The 20333-nt window shown below is 48.6% G+C and carries 22 protein-coding genes; 11 read left to right on the top strand and 11 right to left on the bottom strand.

Annotated elements, in window-relative coordinates:
* Positions 1-68: 68 nt before the first annotated feature.
* The 7 genes from DSM465_RS0111710 to DSM465_RS0111680 all read right to left on the bottom strand — a co-directional run bounded on the left by DSM465_RS0111710 (position 69) and on the right by DSM465_RS0111680 (position 2304).
* Positions 69-290 (bottom strand): spore germination protein, encoded by a 222-nt coding sequence (locus tag DSM465_RS0111710; protein ID WP_008879086.1) that lies wholly within the window; start codon positions 288-290, stop codon positions 69-71.
* Positions 290-679 (bottom strand): spore germination protein GerPE, encoded by a 390-nt coding sequence (locus tag DSM465_RS0111705; RefSeq protein ID WP_029761431.1) that lies wholly within the window; start codon positions 677-679, stop codon positions 290-292. The genes DSM465_RS0111710 and DSM465_RS0111705 overlap by 1 nt, the downstream gene beginning before the upstream one ends.
* On the bottom strand, positions 676-867 hold the full coding sequence (locus DSM465_RS0111700; protein WP_008879084.1) for a hypothetical protein: 192 nt from the start codon (positions 865-867) through the stop codon (positions 676-678). The genes DSM465_RS0111705 and DSM465_RS0111700 overlap by 4 nt, the downstream gene beginning before the upstream one ends.
* Positions 868-869: 2 nt before the next feature.
* Positions 870-1466 (bottom strand): spore germination protein GerPC, encoded by a 597-nt coding sequence (gene gerPC, locus DSM465_RS0111695; protein ID WP_011886889.1) that lies wholly within the window; start codon positions 1464-1466, stop codon positions 870-872.
* A gap of 83 nt (positions 1467-1549) precedes the next feature.
* Positions 1550-1774: a spore germination protein GerPB gene (locus DSM465_RS0111690; protein WP_008879082.1), complete on the bottom strand. Its 225-nt coding sequence runs from the start codon at positions 1772-1774 to the stop codon at positions 1550-1552.
* A 15-nt stretch (positions 1775-1789) separates the two neighbouring features.
* Positions 1790-2011 carry a spore germination protein gene (locus DSM465_RS0111685; RefSeq protein WP_008879081.1) on the bottom strand — a complete coding sequence of 74 codons (222 nt, stop codon included), beginning with the start codon at positions 2009-2011 and terminating at the stop codon, positions 1790-1792.
* 68 nt (positions 2012-2079) lie between these two features.
* On the bottom strand, positions 2080-2304 hold the full coding sequence (locus tag DSM465_RS0111680) for a spore germination protein (protein WP_029761430.1): 225 nt from the start codon (positions 2302-2304) through the stop codon (positions 2080-2082).
* A gap of 146 nt (positions 2305-2450) precedes the next feature.
* On the opposite strand from DSM465_RS0111680, the gene DSM465_RS0111675 reads away from it, so the two are divergent.
* The 3 genes from DSM465_RS0111675 to DSM465_RS0111665 all read left to right on the top strand — a co-directional run bounded on the left by DSM465_RS0111675 (position 2451) and on the right by DSM465_RS0111665 (position 4728).
* Entirely contained in the window at positions 2451-2675 is a 225-nt protein-coding gene (locus DSM465_RS0111675; protein WP_008879079.1) for a spore germination protein, read from the top strand.
* Between the two features lie 314 nt (positions 2676-2989).
* A complete protein-coding gene (locus DSM465_RS19930) occupies positions 2990-3136 on the top strand; it encodes a hypothetical protein (protein WP_230459243.1) in 147 nt (48 codons plus the stop codon).
* Between the two features lie 422 nt (positions 3137-3558).
* Complete coding sequence (locus DSM465_RS0111665) at positions 3559-4728, top strand: DUF418 domain-containing protein (protein ID WP_029761429.1); 1170 nt, start codon at positions 3559-3561, stop codon at positions 4726-4728.
* A 12-nt stretch (positions 4729-4740) separates the two neighbouring features.
* Here DSM465_RS0111665 and DSM465_RS0111660 read toward each other — a convergent pair whose 3' ends face one another.
* On the bottom strand, positions 4741-4911 hold the full coding sequence (locus tag DSM465_RS0111660; protein ID WP_011886893.1) for an aspartyl-phosphate phosphatase Spo0E family protein: 171 nt from the start codon (positions 4909-4911) through the stop codon (positions 4741-4743).
* Between the two features lie 321 nt (positions 4912-5232).
* Here DSM465_RS0111660 and DSM465_RS0111655 point away from each other — a divergent pair, with 321 nt between their 5' ends.
* The 3 genes from DSM465_RS0111655 (at position 5233) to DSM465_RS0111645 (ending at position 9598) form a co-directional block, all read left to right on the top strand.
* Entirely contained in the window at positions 5233-6141 is a 909-nt protein-coding gene (locus tag DSM465_RS0111655) for a fumarylacetoacetate hydrolase family protein (RefSeq protein WP_029761428.1), read from the top strand.
* Positions 6142-6281: 140 nt separating this feature from the next.
* A complete protein-coding gene (locus tag DSM465_RS0111650; protein WP_008879076.1) occupies positions 6282-6635 on the top strand; it encodes a YisL family protein in 354 nt (117 codons plus the stop codon).
* Positions 6636-6757: 122 nt separating this feature from the next.
* The gene (locus DSM465_RS0111645) at positions 6758-9598 is read left to right on the top strand and encodes an EAL domain-containing protein (protein WP_029761427.1); all 2841 of its coding nucleotides are present in this window, start codon (positions 6758-6760) and stop codon (positions 9596-9598) included.
* Positions 9599-9728: 130 nt separating this feature from the next.
* Here the strand turns inward: DSM465_RS0111645 and DSM465_RS0111640 are convergent, their stop codons facing one another.
* Positions 9729-10277, bottom strand: coding sequence for a DUF2777 domain-containing protein (locus DSM465_RS0111640; protein ID WP_029761426.1), 549 nt, complete (start codon positions 10275-10277; stop codon positions 9729-9731).
* Between the two features lie 269 nt (positions 10278-10546).
* Here DSM465_RS0111640 and asnB point away from each other — a divergent pair, with 269 nt between their 5' ends.
* Complete coding sequence (gene asnB / locus DSM465_RS0111635; RefSeq protein WP_011886896.1) at positions 10547-12394, top strand: asparagine synthase (glutamine-hydrolyzing); 1848 nt, start codon at positions 10547-10549, stop codon at positions 12392-12394.
* A gap of 52 nt (positions 12395-12446) precedes the next feature.
* On the opposite strand, the gene DSM465_RS0111630 is transcribed toward asnB, so the two are convergent.
* Positions 12447-13799, bottom strand: coding sequence for an MATE family efflux transporter (locus tag DSM465_RS0111630; RefSeq protein ID WP_029761425.1), 1353 nt, complete (start codon positions 13797-13799; stop codon positions 12447-12449).
* A gap of 126 nt (positions 13800-13925) precedes the next feature.
* Here DSM465_RS0111630 and DSM465_RS0111625 point away from each other — a divergent pair, with 126 nt between their 5' ends.
* Entirely contained in the window at positions 13926-14786 is an 861-nt protein-coding gene (locus tag DSM465_RS0111625; RefSeq protein WP_011886897.1) for a helix-turn-helix transcriptional regulator, read from the top strand.
* 66 nt (positions 14787-14852) lie between these two features.
* On the opposite strand, the gene DSM465_RS0111620 is transcribed toward DSM465_RS0111625, so the two are convergent.
* Entirely contained in the window at positions 14853-16619 is a 1767-nt protein-coding gene (locus DSM465_RS0111620) for an alpha-glycosidase (RefSeq protein WP_011886898.1), read from the bottom strand.
* Between the two features lie 246 nt (positions 16620-16865).
* On the opposite strand from DSM465_RS0111620, the gene DSM465_RS0111615 reads away from it, so the two are divergent.
* From DSM465_RS0111615 to DSM465_RS0111605, 3 genes are all read left to right on the top strand, one after another.
* Complete coding sequence (locus tag DSM465_RS0111615; RefSeq protein WP_029761424.1) at positions 16866-18140, top strand: sugar ABC transporter substrate-binding protein; 1275 nt, start codon at positions 16866-16868, stop codon at positions 18138-18140.
* Positions 18141-18209: 69 nt separating this feature from the next.
* A complete protein-coding gene (locus DSM465_RS0111610; RefSeq protein ID WP_008879066.1) occupies positions 18210-19490 on the top strand; it encodes a sugar ABC transporter permease in 1281 nt (426 codons plus the stop codon).
* Positions 19490-20332, top strand: coding sequence for a sugar ABC transporter permease (locus DSM465_RS0111605; protein WP_008879065.1), 843 nt, complete (start codon positions 19490-19492; stop codon positions 20330-20332). Before DSM465_RS0111610 ends, DSM465_RS0111605 begins: the two co-directional genes overlap by 1 nt.
* The last annotated feature ends 1 nt before the right edge of the window (position 20333 follow it).

The raw sequence follows: 20333 nt of genomic DNA, 5'->3' as shown, positions 1-20333 counted from the left end.
GAACGAGTTTTTGGTAAAGTAAAAAAGGGGGCAGTCTGCCCCCTCTGTTTGTTGGCTTTTGGTCATGTTCAGTTGTTAGCGGTAACGTTTTGGTCAAACACATCTGAGTCAATCGTGTTCGTAAAGCTAATGACGTTGTTCGTCATGATGAGGTCACCAGTATTAAAGCCGCCGGATCCGCCTAGTGCTTTTGTAGCGACTTTCGGTGCAATATACAGGCAATCACCCATTTGGACGACGGCGCCGCCTTCGACGGAATTGATTTTAATCGGTCCAACGAATGAAGGCATTACAAATCCCTCCCTCTTGTTGGCGCAGGACCGTCTAGATGGCGGATATGTTTAATTCGTGACTCCGCCTCTACGGTGGAGGTTGACCCGATATGAACGATAGACGAAGAAGAAATCCCGAGCACGCGGACTGACCGAGCTGAAATGACCGGAGATTGATGGAGCGTCTGCTTTGAAGTGATCGGCGACGGAAAAGACCAGCGTGGGATCGGTTTTGTAAAGACGGGGAATGTTTGTTCTCCTTCTGAACCGAAAAACAACTCGTGTTGCCGCTGAACGGCTAAATCGCATGTACGGGCAGAAATCCGTTCTGAATCGCCGATTTGCAATACAGAGCTAATGACTACTGTTTCCGAATGAAATGCTTGCACAACTGACGTTCGCTTCACGATTCTTCCCCTCGAACCTGCACGAGCGGAACGAACGGACCGATAATAAGCGATTCCGGCGGTGTGTCAAACGCAGATGATAAGTTGATCACATCGGCGTCGCCGATTAAAAACAGTGAGGCGCTGGCGACCGCCACAAGATGGATATCGCTGACGTGCACATCGCGGTTGATGACGGTGTAATTCACGTTTATCCCCCCCCAGAAGGCAAATGTTTGAGAAACGCATCAAGCGATTGTTCGATGTCAGCTTTCACTTTTTGAAAAATTTCATTTTCGACCGTCTCATCGCGGTCACCTGGCGGAACATAACCATTGTTCGCTTTCTCCTGCAAATAAAAACGAATGCGTTCGTCCGTTTGCCGGGCAATGTCTTGCAAAATAAATTGCCGGTACGTATCGTCAAGGCTGCGGCCGTATTGGCGTTCAAGCTGTTTTAGCGTTTCCGGTGCTTCCTTGTTGAGGTAGGAGGCCACTTTTTCTTGAATGGGGCGCATCAGCACGGGTTCCGGCTTCGAAATCACTGTTTTTTCTGGGTCAACGGCAAAGTCTTCAATCGTTTCCCCGGTTCCTGGAGGGGTGATTCCGATGTTTAGCGTCCCTTCAAGCGTCTCGATTTTGAGTTGATCAAATTTATATTCAATCCGTTCGATCGATGTGCGCGGCTGGGCCTCGATTTCCTGAAGCTGGGCTTCGAGAATACGAAGGCGTCGTTCAAGCACCCGTATTTTTTTTGTTTGCCATGATAAATAGCGGTGTAGCTTGACGAAATACTCGTATAAACTCATCGTGCACTCCCATCCTCTCCTAAGAGCCCTCTTACTTCAGTATATGGACGTCCCCTGGTTCTCATCACTCTTTTCTGTTGAGTTTAGAGATTGGCCGAATGGAGAGGAACGAGAGGGCCGACCGGTTGCGCTTGCGGACCGAGCGGTACAGTCGCTTGCGGGGCTGGACCGGTGAATCCACCGGTGTTGGCGAGCGTCGACAGTGCCTGAATGCTGCCAGCACTGCCAATTTGCAAAACGGATGAGTTTGTCACCGAACCGATCCGCAATTGATGAATGCAAATGCTTTGGCTGATATAAAAATTCAACCTCCTTCCCCTCCTCTATACGTTGCCAACGACATTTTCGTCGGCAACATCAGCGTCATTCGTGTTGGTATTGCTGTAATAGTTATAGATATAAAGCCCGTCGCCAGTGTTAAACGAACCGGCTCCAGCGAACGTTTTTGACACACTTTGCGGGGAAATCGCAAACACATCTCCAATATGGAACACGCCGCTGCTCCCGACGCTGTTCAGTTTCACGATTCCGACAAAAGCCGGCATGGGGCATGCTCCTTTCATCACTTCGTAGGTAATACTAGTGTATGGGCACAAGTCGGAAAACGTTCGCTCTAATTGTTGGCTGTATTATTCAAGTCGGAAAAGTCCGGATCTCCTGTGTTCGTAAAGCTAACAAACGTATTCGTCTGCAAGAAATCTCCGCAGTTGCTGCCACCTGCGCCGGCATGCGACTTACCTGTGCTCTTTGGCGCGATTTGTAATACATCGCCAAAATTGACGGTGCCATCCCCGCTCACATGGGTAATTTTAATCGGGCCACTAATAAATGAAGGCATAAGACTTCCTCCTCCCCCCGTATCTTTAATTATATTGTATGAAAGGGGAGAAAAATCGGTTCAGTGGAGGACAGAGGTCTAGGTGGCCGCCAGCTTGGCTGCATACGATAAAAAAAGGGGAATGGAGAGAAAGGAAGGAGAAGGCGATGCCAGCAATTGTCATTGGCGGGATTAAGGTTACGAGCGTGGACGGCAACGGCACCGTAAACATGGGGGATGTGTTACAAATCGCTCCCAAAAGTACATTAAAAGCGAACTCCGGTGCCGGCGGTGGCAATACTGCTGAGTTTTTGCAAACGAACACGTTTTGCAGCGTCACGAATACGATTGATTCAGATGTGTTTGATTCTGGTGTAAAAGGAAACAACTAGACGGTCGACAATGAAAAAGACCGTCTTTTTCTTTTTTTTCTATCTTCACTATATAATGTTATTGGGAATTTTCTAAAATATATGGTCGGGGAGATGAACGTACCGCTTTGTGCATACCCATCGGAATGCCTGCTGAATAAAAGCAGCGGAAGAAAGCAAAAACCGGCTATCCGATGATCGGATGCGAAGTGAAAGTCGTCAACGATCACGGAGAGGAAGTGCTGCAGAGTGGACGGGTAATCGGTGAGGTGATTGCCCGCAGCCAAAGGGGATTGGAAAAATGACGAAGCGACAGTTGGCTGCATGCAGGAGATATGACGACAGGACATAATGATATCGTCAGCCGAAAAAAGGATATTATTAGTGGAGAAGAAAACATTTCCTCGGTTGAAGTCGAAGGAACGCTTTATGCTCATCCAGCTATGCTCGAAACGGTCATTCGTTATCGCCGTGTCGCATGAAAAATGGGGAAACGCCACATACATTCGTCGTTGTTCAACCCGGGCATACGAAGAGGAACTGATCACCTTTTCGCGGGAAAAATTGGCTCACTTTAAGGCGTAGCATTTGTGGATGAACTGCCAAAGACCGCCTTTGGAAAAATTCAAAAAGTGTATTTACACCGTCAATAGTGGGATTCGCTCGAAAAAGCGGGGTGTTACGTAAACGGATGACGTGACGGATGCACCACTGCGCTAACCAGAGACACGAAATGAAAACGACAGGCGGACGAATCGCCTCCCATGACGGAAGGGCGCGGTTCGGCGGGGACATGACCGCTAGCTGTAAAGTGAGCTGATGAGGCGTTGGGCGATGCGATGATGTTGCTGAATAGGTGAGCTGGCCTCCTCGACATAACGGAGAGATAGAAAGAAGGGATCATGTGACGCCTTTATCGGCAGATCGAATTGCGGCAGTTGATGTTTTGCGCGGGTTTGCCTTGTTTGGTATTTTGCTTGTTAATATGCGTTATTTTTCGTCACCGGCGTTATATGTGGAAGACGTTGACGGCAACACCTTCAACCGTGTGGTTGCCGCAGCGATCGATCTTTTGTTTGAAGCAAGCGCCTATCCGCTGTTTGCCTTTTTATTCGGATTCGGTACGATCGTACTTTGCCACCGATTGCACCAGCGTGGGGAGCGGCCGTTTCCAATTTTGCTGCGCCGGTTCCTCCTTTTGCTTGTGATCGGCATCATCCATGCGTTCGGCCTTTGGTTTGGCGATATTTTAATTCCGTACGCGCTTGCCGGGCTTATTTTGCTTTTGTTCATGAACGCCCCGTCATATTGGTGGCGGATGGCGGCGTTGACCGGTTTTTTCTTTTTTCACATCCTCGTAATATTGTTGCTAGTCATGAGTATGCTGGCCGGGGGAACGGAGACAGCTGAGGGCCAAGCGGCAGAGGCAGCTGCCGCCCTTCACCATTATCAAAGCGGAACGTTTCGCGAGGTATTTTGGCAGCGATGGCACGATTGGTCGTATCTCAATGGTGATGGCGGACTTTTATTTACATTGTTGGCTGTATTGCCGTTTTGTTTCCTCGGCGGATATGCCGCTAAAGAGCGTTGGCTCGAGGCCGGACGCTATCCAACCGCTGCGCTGCGACGCTTGATGAGTGGAGCGCTATGTCTTGGCCTGGTGTTAAAAACGATTCCGTATTGGGCTGGGTCCAACACGTTGACGATGTATATTCAAGACAACTTTGGAGGTGCTGTTTTGGCAGTGTTCTACGCCATTGCTGCCATGTTGGTTTGCAGGAAAACGAACTGGCAGCCAGTGTGGCGATGGCTGCAAGATGCCGGAAGAATGTCGCTTACTCACTATCTCACTCAGTCGCTCATTTGCACCTCCCTTTTTTACAGCTATGGTCTTGGATGGTACGGACAATTGAACGAATGGCAAGGAGCGCTATTGGCGATCGGGATATATGTCGCTAGTTTATGGGCAAGCCACTGTTGGTTCACCCGATTTCGTTTTGGCCCGGCAGAGTGGCTGTGGAGATGGGGAACGTACGGGATGCGCCCACCTTTTCGACGACAGCCGGGTCAATAAAAAATCCGTCCCTCATTGGACGGATGGAACAGGCGGTTCAAAAACCGTGGTTTGCTGCAAATATTGGTTGATCAATCGGTCAAGCTCTTGGCTGCATTGGATCGTTTCTTTCGCTGTAAATCCATAGGTGAGAGCCAATTCGATCATTTGTTGTCGTTTTTCTTCGATTAGTAGGAGAACCATTTCCTTCACCATCAATTCTATTGAAATGTTGGTTAAGGCTTGTCGCTACCAGCGACCGAGGTGAGACCTTTGTTGTATGACTAAGGTCATAACTGACAGCTATAGTGGAAACTAAACATTATTATACATATAACGACGGAAAAAGGAAGCGATTCGGGAAAATAAGTGGTAAATTTCCTAATTTAGACAAAATTCTACAAAAAACAGGACTTTGTCTCGTGAATAGCGAATAGAATAGTCAATGCGCTGCGATGGGGGGATGCAGTCTGTATGCCTGCTCCCGCGCATTTGAACACTTAGGTAGAGAAGGAGAGGAAGACAGTGAAACTAATTACGGCTATTTTCAATGGAGGAGAACTAGCAATCGGAGTGGTGCCGGAAGGGGAGGAGACGGCTATTCATTTGCGCCGTGCTGAACGGGCGATGGACGGGAAGGAGACCATTCCGTCATCCATGCTAGAGGCCATCGCCCAAGGGGATGCTTTTTTGGCTCGAGCTCGGGAAGTTGCCGATTGGGCTCTTCGCCACTCGGGAGCGGACTACGTCTATCGCCTTGGCGATATTCGCCTCCTTGCCCCGATTCCGCGGCCGGCGAAAAACGTTTTTTGCATTGGCAAAAACTATGTTGACCATGCGCTTGAGCTGGGAGATGCCGCTGATGTACCGAAGCATTTAATCGTCTTCTCGAAAACGCCGACGACGGTCATTGGCCATGAGGAAACGATTTTGCGCCATGCGGATGTCACCGACGAAGTGGACTATGAAGGAGAGCTCGCATTGATCATCGGTAAAAAAGGGCGGGCGATTCGCCGCGAAGAAGCGCTCGATTACGTATTTGGATACACGATTATCAATGATGTGACCGCCCGTGATTTGCAGGAGCGACACCAACAATATTTGCTCGGCAAAAGCTTGGACACGTTCTGTCCGATGGGGCCATGGATCGTGCCAAGCAAATTTGTAACAAATCCGAACGATTTACGCATTGAAACGCGAGTGAACGGCGAAGTACGGCAGCAGGCGAGCACAAAACAGTTTATTTTTCCGATTGAATCGATCATTGAGACGATCTCAAAAGGTATGACGCTTGAACCGGGTGATATTATTGCTACAGGAACGCCGGCTGGGGTCGGCAAAGGAATGAATCCGCCGCGCTTTTTGCAAGCAGGTGATGTCGTCGAAGTGACCATCGAGGGAATCGGCACGCTGCGCAACAAAGTCGGGGAATGAGCTAAGCACAAACAGAGATAGCATGCCGCTGAAAAGGGTTATCAAAAATAGAGGAGTTTTTCATCTTTCGTAATGTTTGTCAACAGCTTGCCGCCCATGCTATGATGAGAATGGACTTGGGAAAGTTGGAGGGATACACATTGACACACGCCCATATTACGAGCTGGTTCATTATGATTATCTTATTCTTGATCGCTGTATCGATGCAGCGTTCAGGGGCGGCCAAAGCCAACATTATAAAAATGGTTTTACGGCTGTTTTATATTATAACTATCATTACCGGTTTGCTTTTGTTGCATAGCATCGCCTCGATTTCTGGACTTTACTGGCTGAAAGCGCTCGCCGGATTATGGGTAATTGGAGCGATGGAAATGGTTCTTGTGGCGGGAAAAAAAGGAAAAAGCATGGCGGCAGGATGGACGCAATGGGTGATTGCGCTTGTTGTGACGTTATTCCTCGGTTTGCTGTTGCCGCTCGGCTTTGATTTGTTCTAAACAAAGCGGTAGCCCAACAGCGGGTTGCCGCTTTTTCCTTCGAGAAAAATGTAGTATGTTAAAATCAATAATTATTTTTTAGTATTCTGATTGTTTTGTTGATGGGGGAGGCGTTATTGTTCATGCGTTCGTTGCGTTGCCGCCATGCCGAGGAACTGTACCGGCTAGTCGAGGATGATTTTTCTGCGCTGCCTGGGTCATTGTTCATCCAAGTTGCCGCTGACGATGAAGAGCAGGTTCGCCATACGGTCGAGTTAGCGGCACGCCGTTGGCCGAGCGCCCATCTTGTCGGAGTGGCGGGATCATTGCCGATCATCGGCGAAACAACGTTTTTAGCCAGCGTGATGTCAATGGCGCAATCCAGTGTTTCGTCGCTGGCGTTGTCGGCGGTTGACTCTGCCCATCCGGCCGAGCTGGCCGCGCAGATCGCAGAGGCGGTCATTCACGAAGAAACGGCATTGCTCTTATTATTTACCGATTGCCGCGCTGCTTTGCTGCCTCTTCTCCGTCATTTGCCGCTTGCCAACGAACGGATGACCATCATCGGCTGCACCCTTCCGGACGGTTGCGCTTTATTTTCGCGCGACGGCCGTCTTGATAAGGGGGTGGTCGCTGTCTCATTCAGCGGCGCGTCACTTCGGGTCCGCTGTTTCTCCCCGTTTTTATGGGAACCTGTTGGTTTGGCGTTCTTAGTAACGAAAAGCTCCGGTCAACAGATCGGCGAGCTCGACGGGCAAAAAGCATCACTTTATTTAGAACGCTATTTAGGGAAAGAATTTATTGAGCGTTTACCGTTTTCTGGAATAGAGTTTCCTTTTGTTGTGGAGCGGAACGGACATCATGATTGCTTGCCGATCATAGGGATGGGTGAAAACGGAACGATCACGGTCAACGGCCATGTTAGTGAAGGGGAAAAAGTGAGATTTGCTTACATGCATGCTCCCTCATTTTACTCAAGCATGCACGATTTGACGATACAAACGGCTAAGCAACCAGTTGGGGGCATGATATTTTACTATAGTACGGCATTAGAAGGGTATACGCGTCCAATGCTTGAGGGGATGGTTTCAGCGTTCGGGAAAGCTACTTCATTTCCGGCTATGGAGGTTATGGTAAAAGACGCGTATACAACTGGGCGGTTAGGAGCGTTTGCTGCTGTTTCATTAATGGAAGGGGCAGTGTCGACACAAGACAGGCCAACTTTGGATATACCGCAGCCGCCGGAAGGGATAACGACGTTAGCTCAGTTGATGTCGACATCATCACGCGATATGGAACGGCTTCATGCCCGCCTGCAGATGTCTGAACAGCGATATAAATCACTGTTTGAACATAATACCGATATTGTGTATTCCACCGATTTGCACGGTCATTTTACAAGCGTCAACCCTGCCTTTGAACAAGTGCTTGGCTATAGGAAAGAAGAAATTTTATATACCAATTCCCTCAAGTATGTTCATCCAAGCGACATCCCCCGCGTCACCCGCTATTTTTACCGGGCACTGCGCGGAAATGTGCAAACGTATGATTTGGAAATTCCGACGAAGTCAGGAGAACGGCTCTTTTTTCAAATGAAAAACATCCCGATTATTGTTGACGGGAAAAAGGTCGGCATTTACGGGATCGGGCACAACATTACAGAGCAAAAGAAAGCAGAGGAGAAAATTTCTTATTTGGCGTACTACGACCCGGATACAAACTTGCCGAATCGGACGAAATGGATGGAATTGTTTTCTAAACAACTGAAAAGAGCGAAACAGAAACAGCAGAAAGTAGTAATCGCCTTAATTGATCTCGACCGATTTAAATGGATTAACGACAGTGTTGGTCATTACGCTGGCGACGATATTTTGCGTCAACTTGTTGAGCGTATGAAGCGCGTGCTGCCGGCCGGAGCGCAACTTGGACGATTTCATGGCGATAAGTTTTGTTTGCTTTTTCCGTTAAAAACGAGCGCCGGGGCGGCGACCGAAACCGCGCTTCAACTTGTACGCGAAGTATCGAAACCGACAGTGTATAGCCAAAAAGAGTTTTTTATTACGGCCAGTATCGGATTAGCCGTGTTTCCCGATGACGGAGCGGACGAACACACGTTGTTGCGCCATGCCGACATGGCAATGAACAGCGCGAAAAAAAGCGGCGGCAACCGGGTGGAGCGCTACTGTGCTCAAATGAATGAAGAAGCGGTGCACCGGCTGGAAATGGACAGCTATTTACGTAAGGCAGTCGAAAAAAATGAATTGTTCCTTTGCTATCAGCCCATTGTCAACGTACGGACTGGTGCGGTCATCGCTACAGAGGCACTTATTCGTTGGCGGAACCCGCAGCTTGGACTGGTGCGGCCGGATGAGTTTATTCCACTGGCTGAAGAAACCGGATGGATTCATGAAATCGGGCGTTGGGTGCTGCAAACTGCTTGCCAACAGACGAAGCGATGGCAAGAGATGACGGGCAATGACAAACTAGCTATTTTTGTCAACGTTTCTGCCGTACAGTTTCAGCATGAACGATTTGTAGATGATGTGAAACGAGCGCTCAAGCAGTCGAATTTGTCGCCGTCATGCCTACATCTTGAACTGACGGAACATTCGATGCTTCGTCATCTATCGAGCACGATGCGAACGCTAGACGAATTAAGGCGGCTTGGCGTTGGCATCGCCGTTGATGATTTCGGGAGCGGGTATTCTTCGTTCCATTATTTAAAGCAGCTGCCGGCGACTATTTTGAAAATTGACCGGGCGTTTATCGAGCATTTGCATGCTAATGCGTCCGATGCGGCTATCGTTAGCGCGATGATTACAATGGGGCGTGGGTTAGGGCTCGAAACGGTTGCTGAAGGGGTCGAGACGCTAGAACAGCTTGAACGTCTCCGCGACTTACAATGTAGCTATGCTCAAGGGTATGCGCTTTGTCCGCCGCTTATGGCTGAAGAGGTGACTCCGTATGTGGCAGGGCAGCAATAAGTATTTTTATCTAGTTGATCAATAAGGATAACGTCGCCACCGTATCCGATAAAGTGGCTGTTTACTTTTCAGGTGAAGGCGGGATACCCGGTCAGCAGCGAAACAACGCAGCTGCCGACCGCTTTCGTCTTCAGCCGATTTGGGTGCAAATGGCCCGTTCACCGTTGTTCAACGTGATCTCAAATCGGTCGCTGGATGCTTGGCCGCGCTCATAGTAATGGTGGACACTACCGATCTGTTCGGTGTTGTCATAAATGATGAAATTGACGCCGGTTGATTTGGCAAACAATAGGCCGTTGTAGCAATACAGGCAATCGTAAAGAGAAAAACCGAGGCTGTTCAGCCATTGAACGAACTGAAAAAAAGATGGATCGGGGAGCGAGGCCAGCCATTGCCGATACGCATATGTCAGCCGTTTGCGGAAACGGATACGGTCGCCGTTTGTCAGGGGAAAAATGCCGAGATCAGTAGCGATCATGCCGGTTTCTTGACACTGTCCGGATAGCCAGTGACCATAGCGGAACAGCTCGATGCCTTGTTCCGCCATTTCTTCGACTAGAGACGCTTCCTCCGCCTCTTCATCAAAAAATATCCATTCATCGTTCACAAACTCTACAGTTCCTTGCACGTAAGCACGGGGCTGTTCAGCAATACACTGCAAGCGCTCTTCAATATCCAATTTTTTCATCCTCCTTGTATCCCTCTTTTTTTCCACTTTTTTGTTTGTTTATTCGTTTGGTTGTTGTCTTCGGACAATTCATCGAAATCAACGATAGTGCATAAAATGGAATCATGCCGAAGCGGCAATGACTATCGCTCTGCTAGGAGGAACGATAGTCGAGGATAGCCGCGAGGAAAAAGGGGAACGGGCGATCGAAAGAACAATGTGAACGGTTCGGGCGAACAAATATTTATTTGCCATTTTTGATAAAGAAAGGATTGGTTCGTATGTGTGGCATCACTGGCTGGGTGCATTTCGGGCGTGATTTGCGCCGTAAGCAAGAGGTGATTACCAGGATGACGGAGACGCTCGCTAAACGTGGACCGGACGATACGAATACATGGCTCGACACTCATGCTGCGTTCGGTCATAAGCGGCTCGTCGTTATTGACCCGGCCGGCGGCAAACAGCCGATGATCCGGAACAAAAACGGACACCGCTACACGATCGTTTACAACGGTGAGCTATACAATACGGAAGACATCCGTAAAGAACTGTTGCACAAAGGCTACCGGTTTGACGGCCATTCTGATACAGAAGTGCTGCTCGCCGCTTATATAGAGTGGAAAGAACAATGTGTCGATCGGTTAAACGGTATTTTTGCCTTTGCTGTTTGGGATGAGGAGCGGGAACTGTTATTTATGGCGCGTGACCGTCTTGGAGTCAAACCATTGTTTTACCGTCAACAGGCTGAAGAGTTGCTGTTCGGCTCCGAAGTGAAGGCAATTTTAGCTCACCCTGATGTAAAAGCAGAAGTCAGTTATGAAGGGTTAGCGGAGGTATTTGGGCTCGGTCCGTCGCGCACACCGGGACATGGAGTATTTTATGGTGTCCAGGAACTGCGCCCGGCGCACGCGTTAACCTTCTCCCGTACCGGGCTTCGCGTCTGGCGGTACTGGAACGTCGAAAGCGATGTCCATCGTGATTCGCTCGGGGAAACGATCGAGAAGCTGCGTTTTTTATTGACCGATGCTGTCACACGCCAGCTCGTTTCCGATGTGCCGGTATGCACCTTTTTGTCGGGCGGCGTTGATTCAAGCGCCATTACAGCGATTGCCGCCAACGCTTTCGCCGCTAACGGGAAAGGACCGCTCCATACGTACTCGATCGATTATGAAGGAAACGATCAATATTTTCAGGCGAACGATTTTCAGCCAAATACAGATGCGCCGTTTATTGAACAAGTGTCAAACAAGTTTCAAACGATCCACCATCGCTGCGTGATCACTCAAGAAGAGCTGTTCCAACATTTGCGTGATGCAGTGATCGTCCGTGACGTTCCAGGCATGGCTGATGTCGATTCTTCGCTCCTTTGGTTTTGTAAACAAATTCGTGAGCAGTTTGTCGTGAGTTTATCTGGAGAATGTGCGGATGAAATTTTCGGCGGCTATCCGTGGTTTCATCGTCCAGATGACTTAGCAAGAAAAGGGTTTCCGTGGATGCGCTCGATTGAAGCTCGCATTGGCTTGTTAAAAGAAGAATGGCGGAAAAAACTTCGCCTTGACGACTACGTGCAAATGCGTTATGAAGAAACGCTTGTTGAAGTGCCGCGTCTTGAAGGGGAAAGTGCCGAGGCGGCGAAGCGGCGTGAACTGTTTTACTTAAATATGATTTGGTTTATGACGACACTGCTTGACCGGAAAGACCGAATGAGCATGGGGGCGAGCCTTGAGGTACGTGTGCCGTTTGCTGATCACCGGCTCGTTGAATATGTTTGGAATATCCCATGGGAAATGAAAATGTACGGAGGACGAGAAAAAGGTATTTTGCGCAAAGCACTTGAAGGGCTGCTTCCGCAAGACGTGCTCTATCGAAAGAAAAGTCCGTACCCGAAAACACACCATCCGCTGTATACGAAGTTGGTGAAGCAATGGCTCAAGCAACTGCTTCGTGATCGTTCTTCTATCTTGCACGAGTTTTTCGATCAAGAAAAACTGACGGCGCTTGTCGAATCGGGAGGGAAGTCGTTCCAAGTGCCATGGTTTGGGCAACTCATGACCGGACCACAGCTGCTTGCTTATCTTGGCCAGGTGCATGTTTGGTTTGACCATTACGGCATTCATATTAAAGAATAAGAGCTGCGTGAGGACGCAGCTCTTATTCTATTGAATAGCAAAGAGAGCAGTACTATGCCATTTTCGCTTGCGGCGCCACCGCTTTTTTCATCCAGATGCGCGACCGCCATCGCCAAAGCATCAATAGTCCGCGCAACCATTCATCAGCGATGAACGATAGCCAAATGCCGACAAGGCCAAACCCGAGGGCAATGCCAAATACATACGCTACCGTCACTCCGACTCCCCACATGGACAAAATGCCCATATAGACAGGGAATTGCACATCCCCGGCCGCTCGGAGCGAGCTGACGATGACTAGATTGAAGGAGCGGCCTGGTTCTAGGATGATGGTCAACAGCAATAGTTTGCGGCCAAGGTCAATCATTGACCGGTCATCAGTAAAGAGTGAGAGCAACGGTTCGGCGAACCAATAGGTGACAGCGGCCATTAGCACTGATATAGCGATTGCGCTGTATAAGCTTTTTAAGCAGCGGTCGTACGCTTCTTTGTACCGTCCGGCGCCGACGAAGTGGCCGACAAGAATTTGCGTCCCTTGGCTGACTGCAATGCCGAATAAAAACACGAACATGATAATGTTTTGTGTATACACCCTCACGGTTAGCGCTTCAGCGCCAAGCCATGTGATGAAGTAGGTGATGACCATTTGCGCTGTATTGTAAGAAAGATGTTCCCCGGCTGCTGGAACGCCAATTTTCAGCAACGAGCGCAAATGGCGGAACGGCAGCGTACGAAACGCCCGCGGGGCAAGGGAAATGCCTGCTCGTTTGGACAATAAAGCAACCAACACCGCAAAACCGATCAGCCGGCTTACTGCTGTTGAAATGGCCGCTCCTTCCGCCCCGAGGGGAGGGAGGCCAAACGATCCGAAAATAAGGAAATAGTTGCCGATGATATTCAAGACGTTCATGCCAATCGTTACATACATCGTATCCCGCGTAAAGCCGTAGCTTTTCAAGATGGCACCGACCGTCATCATGAGCGCCTGAATGAATGAAAATCCGCCGACAATGGTTAAATAACGGTTCCCTTCATCAAGCAGCTCTGCCGGCAAATCCATCATCCGCAAAATCGATGAGCTAAACGCAGCCAAACCGGCGCTCAACAGCAGTCCAAACAACAAGTTAGCGGCGATGGAAACAAGTGATACTTCGATCGCTTCTTGTTCTCGCTTGGCGCCTAAATATTGCGCGACGAGAACTGCCGTTGCCAAGGCAACGAAGTTGAACAACACGATCGTTAAGGCGATGATTTGATTTGCAACTCCGACGGCAGCGACCGCATGATCTGAGTACTGGCTGAGCATGAGCGTGTCAGCATTGCCCATCACCATATACAGCATCGTTTCAATAAAAATGGGCCACGTCAATGAAAACAGTGACCACGTTTTGGCCTCACGGCGCATGTTGTGACAACTCCTTTTTCTTATTCCGACTAGAACGATATATCAAGTTTAGCCAGTTTGTTGCATAATGGAAAGAGAGAGAAACGATTTCACTTGCATTTTTCCGACAAGAAAAGAGGGATGACGATGGACTATGTCACGTTTTCGTTGCCACCTTTGCCTGTGTTCATAAAAGGGGCGGAAAGTGTATTTCCAGAAGGAAAACGTCATTTCCGCCGAACGTTTTCGGTCTTCGACTTGCTTTATGTCAAACAAGGCTGCTTATATATGACGGAAGACGGACGTGAATTTGCCGTTGGCAGTGGACAATATTTACTGTTGATCCCGGGAAGGGAACATTACGGGCATCGTCCGTGCAGTGAACGGACGGAGTATGTTTGGCTTCATTTTTTGTTGACGGATTATGAAGTGGTTGCCGATCACCCAGTCAGTCGGCAAACAGTGATGGAAAAAGAGGCGACGTACACGGAACCGATCCAATATCGGCTCGCCATTCGCCAATATGGGGAATTAAAACAACGAGAGAGGGCTGAACAGCTGCTCAACCAGATTGTTGAGCCAAACGTCGATCGGGATATCGAGCGGCCGCTGCGGCAGTTGCTTCTGTTTGTCGAATTCCTTTGGCACTTGCAAAAGCAAGAGCTTTCTGTTCCAAACGCTTCAGAACAGGTCAGCGCTGCGGCGGTGGCGTATATCGAAAACCATTTCTGCGAGCCAGTGACATTGGAGAGAGTTGCTCGCGAGCTTCGCTTTCATCCGGATTACGTCACTCGGTGCATGCAAAGAACGCTCGGGATGGGCTTTAGCCATTATTTGGCGTACTACCGATTGTCAAAGGCGAAACAATGGTTGGCTGAAACAAATGAAACGGTCGAGGCCATCGCCAAACGAGTTGGCATTGATGACAGCGCTTATTTCTCGCGTTTATTTAAAAAAATGGAAGGGATGACGCCGACTGAGTATCGGCGTATAGCCCAACGCGTATAACACCGGTGCAGCGGCTGCACCGGTGTTCATATATTGGCTGCTATTATGATTGTCTATGAAACAGGTCTACCAATGTTCTATTGCATAAAGTACAAACCCATAGGGCGGTAAGGAGGTGCAAAGCGTTTCTGCCTCGGCTGCAAACCGTTCCCCAGTTAAGAGGTTAACGAGCCATTTTCCTCTTGCATCGAGCGGGATCGGGATGTCGGCTTTTTGGTCGCTCCGATTGATGATGACTAACACCGTTTCATCTCCATCTGTTTTTTTGTAAATAAGATAGTTCATTTCATCATCGGCATGAAGAAAGGAGATTTCCCCGCGGCGTAGTGACCGATACTGTTTGCGTAGCGCTATCAGCTGCTTGACGTGTTGGTGCAGCTCTTTGTTTTGTTGCATCGGATCCCACACCATGCACTTCCGGCACTCGGGATCGTTTCCGCCCGTCATGCCGATTTCATCCCCATAGTAAATGCATGGTGAACCCGTGAACGTCAGTTGAAACAAAAATAACAACTTCACCTTGCGGATATCCCCGCCGCAAACGGTGAGAATTCTTGATGTATCATGACTGCCGAGCAAATTGAATGCGGCCTCGTTGACATTGTTCGGATACGAATGAAGTACATGCATCATTTGATTAGCAAACTGGCGTGCACTAATCTCTTCCTTGGCGAAAAAGCGGAGCACCCCGTCTGTAAACGGGTAGTTCATGACTGCGTCAAACTGGTCACCGCGCAGCCACGGCATCGCATCATGCCAAATTTCCCCGAGGATGTATACGTCCGGTTTCAGTGCCTTTACCTCCTGGCGGAACTCGCGCCAAAATTCGTGGTCGATTTCATTGGCAACATCAAGCCGCCAACCGTCAATGTCAAACTCACGAATCCAATATGTCGCAACATCAAGCAAATAACGCTTCACTTCTGGATTGGCGGTGTTCAGCTTTGGCATTTGTGGCACGAATGCAAATGTATCGTAATTCGGCCGCGGCTCTGTTTGCAGCGGAAATTCATGAATGTGAAACCAGTCCTTATATTTTGAGGACTCACCATTTTTCCATACATCTTGGAACGGGGCGAACTCATAGCCGCAATGGTTAAACACGGCATCGAGCATAACGCGGATACCTTTTTCATGGCAACGGTCGATGAGCGTTTTCAACGTTTCTTTATCCCCAAAGTGTGGATCGACTTCAAAATAATCAGCGGTATCGTATTTATGGTTTGACGGAGAACGGAAGATCGGCGTTAAGTAAATACCGGTAATACCAAGGTCAACAAGGTAATCGAGATGATCGATAATCCCTTGCAAGTCGCCGCCAAAAAAGCTGGTTGGTGTTGGATCCTCGCTCCCCCACGGCCGCGATCCTTCTGGACTGATTGATGGGTTGCCGTTGGCGAACCGCTCAGGGAAAATTTGATACCAGACTGTATCCTTTACCCAATCCGGCGCCTCGAACAAGTCGACTCGATGAAGAAAGGGAAAGCAAAAGTAGTAAGCCGTATCATCGGTTGGAACCTCAAAGTAAAACCCTTTTTCTGTATAAACGAGCTTCTCCTCTCCTGAATACAGCACGAACCCGTAGCGTAACCGGCGATAGGGAGGTTTGACTTCGGCGAACCAATAATCAAACAACTCGTCACTTCCTGTTTTTCGCATCGGCATCATTTGAAACTGCCAAGCTCCATTTTGCCAGTCATACGGGTCACCATGCAGCAGCTCAACACGATCGATATCGTCTTTTTTTGTTCGAAGCCGAAGATGAAGTGTCTCACTATCATAGGCATAGGCGAAGTTGTCAGCCGGGCGGTGGTAGATGGCTTCTTTCCTCATTTGGCCTCTCCTCCTTCATATATAAAAGCAATCGTTTGCATGATCGCCATCCTCTGATTAAAGAGTACGAAAAGAGAGAAAAAAAGTCAAATTCAGTAGAAAAAAGCTTGTAAAATGAAAAATAGGCGATATAATAGAAATGAGCAGTGCAATCGTTTTCACAGAAATAGTTTTAGTTTATCTGTGCAAACGATTTCCTGTTGATTGGACTGCAGTGATTATGTAATGACAAATAGGAGGGGGATTATGAGGAAGGCATTCTCTTTAGTTCTCATGGCTGTAATGTTGATTGGGATGTTGGCTGCCTGCGGACCGAAACGAGACGTTGAGCAATCGAAGCAGGCGAACCAAGGAACGACGGAAAATGCGCAAAAACCGGAAAAGCTCGTCGTTTGGGTAAACGACGACGAAAAACAAAAACAAGCATTAAAAGATATTTTCCAAAAGTACACAGAAAAAACCGGGATCAAAATCGAAATGGTTGCGGTCAGCATGCTCGATCAAACGAAAAAACTAGCGCTTGACGGCCCGGCTGGCAAAGGTCCAGACGTGTTCTATCAACCGCATGACCGCATCGGCGACATCGTGCTGCAAGGGTTGGCCGACCCGATTGATCTTGGTGATGCGAAAGGCGAGTACAGTCCGACAGCGATTGAGGCGGTAACGTATGACGGTCAAACGTATGGCGTACCAACAGTGGTTGAAACGTATGGAGTTTTCTATAACAAAAATTTAGTGTCAGAAGCGCCGAAAACGATAGATGATTTGATGAAGATTGCCAAGGAAAAAACGAATGCGGCGAAAGATCAATACGGATTTTTAATGGAAGCGGAGAACTTCTATTTCGTTTACCCATTTTTTGCTGGCTACGGCGGCTATGTGTTTAAAAATGAAAACGGCAAATACGACACGAGCGACATCGGATTGGCGAATGAAGGAGCAGTCAAAGGAGCGGAGCTCGTTCAATCATGGTTTCAAAACGGTTATATTCCAAAAGAAGTCACCAATGACGTTATGAACGGTCTGTTTACGAAAGGAAATGTAGCGGTAGCCATCACCGGCCCGTGGAACATTGCCTCGTATAAAGAAGCGTTAGGTGACAAGTTGGCGACAGCGCCGCTGCCTGTGCTCGAAAACGGTGAGCATCCGAAATCATTTGTTGGTGTCAAAACGTGGATGTTGTCTGCTTACTCGCAACATAAAGAATGGGCCGTTGATTTCATGAAGTTTGTGACGAATGAGGAAAATTCGCTTCATTACTATGAAGTAGCCGGAGAAATGCCGGCGAACGAAAAAGCGTTGACGAATGAGAAAATTACGAATGACCCATTGATCGCCGGCTTTGCTGAGCAAATCCAATACGGTGAGCCGATGCCGAACGTGCCAGAAATGTCGCAAGTGTGGGACCCGATGGGGAACGCCCTGCAATTTATTGCCAAAGGCGACGACCCGAAAGCAGTGTTGAATGAGGCGGTCAAAACGATTCAAGATAAAATCGCGGCCAGTGGCGCTGGAAAATAACATGTCATACGGTGGTGGATAGGCTCATGTCTATCCACCATTCTTATCCATCAATAGGGGGGAGTTCGGATGTCGGAAGCAAGCGCTCGTCATCGGCCGGCGGTGGCGATGGTGTTGTCATTGCTGTTTGCTGGCCTTGGTCAATTGTACAACCGTCGATATATCAAAGGGATTGTATTTATTGTCATTGAAGCAGCCTTTTTAATCACATTTTATAACTTTTTGAACATCGGGTTGTGGGGACTCGTTACGCTTGGGGAAATCCCGATGCTCGATCACTCAATTTTTCTGTTGATTCAAGGATTGGTTTCGGTCATCATCATCGCTTTTGCAGTCGCGCTGCACATTGCGAACATCATTGATGCGCGCAACGACGCCCGTCGGCGGCAGCGTGGCGAGCCCGCCCCCTCGCTTATTGAATCATGCCGCAATGCGTGGGACCGAGGGTTTCCGTACATCTTTGTGACGCCTGGACTTGTGATGCTTTTGTTTATCGTCGTGCTGCCGCTGTTGTTTATGGTGTCGCTTGCGTTCACCGACTACAATTTGTACCACTCGCCGCCGCGGCATTTGTTGAATTGGGTCGGATTTGAAAACTTTAAAAACTTAGTGTCGATCCCAATTTGGAAGAGCACATTTTTCAGCGTTCTCTCGTGGACGATTGTGTGGACGGTCGTGGCGACGACGATGCAAATTGCTCTTGGGTTGTTCTTGGCCCTATTGGTCAACGATCCGCGCATTAAGTTTAAACGGTTCATCCGTACGGTGCTCATTTTGCCATGGGCCGTGCCAGCGTTTGTCACGATTTTAGTGTTTGCGGCGATGTTTAACGATAAATTCGGGGCGATTAACCGTGAAGTGCTGAGCTTGTTCGGATTGTCCATCCCATGGATGACCGACCCGTTTTGGACGAAAGTGGCGCTCATTTTAATTCAAACGTGGCTTGGGTTCCCGTTTGTATTTGCGTTATTTACCGGTGTTTTGCAAAGTATTTCCCGCGATTGGTATGAAGCGGCCGACATCGACGGGGCGACGCGCTGGCAAAAGTTCAAATCGATTACCTTGCCACATGTGCTGTATGCGACCGCACCGCTATTAATCATGCAATACGCTGGGAATTTTAATAACTTTAATATCATCTATTTATTTAATGATGGCGGCCCGGCGGTGCGTGGGCAAAATGCTGGCGGGACGGACATTCTCATTTCGTGGGTGTACGATTTGACGTTTACGACGAACAACTACAATATGGCGGCCGCGATCTCGCTCATCATCGGTTTGATTGTCAGCGGATTTGCCATCTATCAATTCCGGCGCACCCGTTCCTTTAAAGAGGAGGGGAACATTTAATGAACCGCAAATGGAAATCACACATAGAAGTAGCGCTCATTTACTTGTTTATCGCGTTTATGTTTGTCGTCATCGCCTATCCGCTCCTGTGGACGATCAGCATGTCACTCAATCCGGGCACAAGTTTGTACTCAGCATCGATCATCCCGGAAAAATGGACGCTTGAGCATTACAAATGGCTGTTTACGAGTCCGGATAGCAATTATTTACTTTGGTATAAAAACAGCCTGTTTGTCGCGGCGGCCAACGCGGCGTTGTCCGTTTTGTTTACGGCGCTCATCGCCTATGCGTTTTCACGCTATAAGTTTATCGGGAGAAAAACGGGGCTGTATTTGTTTTTAGTGTTACAAATGTTTCCGTCACTCATGGCGATGGTAGCACTGTATATTTTGCTTAATATGCTCCATTTGCTCGATTCACTTTGGGGACTCATTCTTATTTATGTCGGCGGGCAAATCCCGTTTAACGCCTGGCTTGTAAAAGGTTATTTTGACACGATTCCGCGCGAGCTTGACGAGGCAGCACGCATAGACGGAGCCGGCCATTTCGGTGTCTTTTTCCGCATTATGCTGCCGCTTGCTAAGCCGATTTTAGCCGTTGTCGCTTTATTTAACTTCATGGCGCCGTTTACTGACTTTTTACTGCCGTCCATTGTCTTGCGCGATCCGGAGAAATTTACGTTGGCAGTCGGGTTGTTTAACTTTATCAGTGACCGATTTGCCAACAACTTTACCCGCTTTGCTGCCGGTTCCATTTTGATTGCCGCTCCGATTGCCATCGTCTTTTTATTCCTGCAACGGTATTTGATTTCCGGCTTAACAGCGGGTGGCACAAAAGGGTAAG

Origin of the sequence: Geobacillus thermodenitrificans subsp. thermodenitrificans DSM 465, assembly GCF_000496575.1 — a bacterium.
Taxonomy (GTDB): Bacteria; Bacillota; Bacilli; order Bacillales; family Anoxybacillaceae; genus Geobacillus; species Geobacillus thermodenitrificans.
Note: the sequence above shows the minus strand (reverse complement) of the source record. Positions and strands in the feature narration are given on the sequence as shown.

Excerpts from the sequence above, each read along its gene's own strand:
- DSM465_RS0111605 (WP_008879065.1), top strand. The coding sequence starts at position 19,490 with ATGAACCGCAAATGGAAATCACACATAGAAGTAGCGCTCATTTACTTG.
- DSM465_RS0111630 (WP_029761425.1), bottom strand. The coding sequence starts at position 13,799 with ATGCGCCGTGAGGCCAAAACGTGGTCACTGTTTTCATTGACGTGGCCC.
- DSM465_RS0111620 (WP_011886898.1), bottom strand. The coding sequence starts at position 16,619 with ATGAGGAAAGAAGCCATCTACCACCGCCCGGCTGACAACTTCGCCTAT.
- DSM465_RS19930 (WP_230459243.1), top strand. The coding sequence starts at position 2,990 with ATGACGACAGGACATAATGATATCGTCAGCCGAAAAAAGGATATTATT.
- DSM465_RS0111610 (WP_008879066.1), top strand. The coding sequence starts at position 18,210 with ATGTCGGAAGCAAGCGCTCGTCATCGGCCGGCGGTGGCGATGGTGTTG.
- DSM465_RS0111675 (WP_008879079.1), top strand. The coding sequence starts at position 2,451 with ATGCCAGCAATTGTCATTGGCGGGATTAAGGTTACGAGCGTGGACGGC.
- gerPC (WP_011886889.1), bottom strand. The coding sequence starts at position 1,466 with ATGAGTTTATACGAGTATTTCGTCAAGCTACACCGCTATTTATCATGG.
- DSM465_RS0111615 (WP_029761424.1), top strand. The coding sequence starts at position 16,866 with ATGAGGAAGGCATTCTCTTTAGTTCTCATGGCTGTAATGTTGATTGGG.
- DSM465_RS0111680 (WP_029761430.1), bottom strand. The coding sequence starts at position 2,304 with ATGCCTTCATTTATTAGTGGCCCGATTAAAATTACCCATGTGAGCGGG.
- DSM465_RS0111645 (WP_029761427.1), top strand. The coding sequence starts at position 6,758 with ATGCGTTCGTTGCGTTGCCGCCATGCCGAGGAACTGTACCGGCTAGTC.
- DSM465_RS0111710 (WP_008879086.1), bottom strand. The coding sequence starts at position 290 with ATGCCTTCATTCGTTGGACCGATTAAAATCAATTCCGTCGAAGGCGGC.
- asnB (WP_011886896.1), top strand. The coding sequence starts at position 10,547 with ATGTGTGGCATCACTGGCTGGGTGCATTTCGGGCGTGATTTGCGCCGT.
- DSM465_RS0111685 (WP_008879081.1), bottom strand. The coding sequence starts at position 2,011 with ATGCCGGCTTTTGTCGGAATCGTGAAACTGAACAGCGTCGGGAGCAGC.
- DSM465_RS0111660 (WP_011886893.1), bottom strand. The coding sequence starts at position 4,911 with ATGGTTCTCCTACTAATCGAAGAAAAACGACAACAAATGATCGAATTG.
- DSM465_RS0111625 (WP_011886897.1), top strand. The coding sequence starts at position 13,926 with ATGGACTATGTCACGTTTTCGTTGCCACCTTTGCCTGTGTTCATAAAA.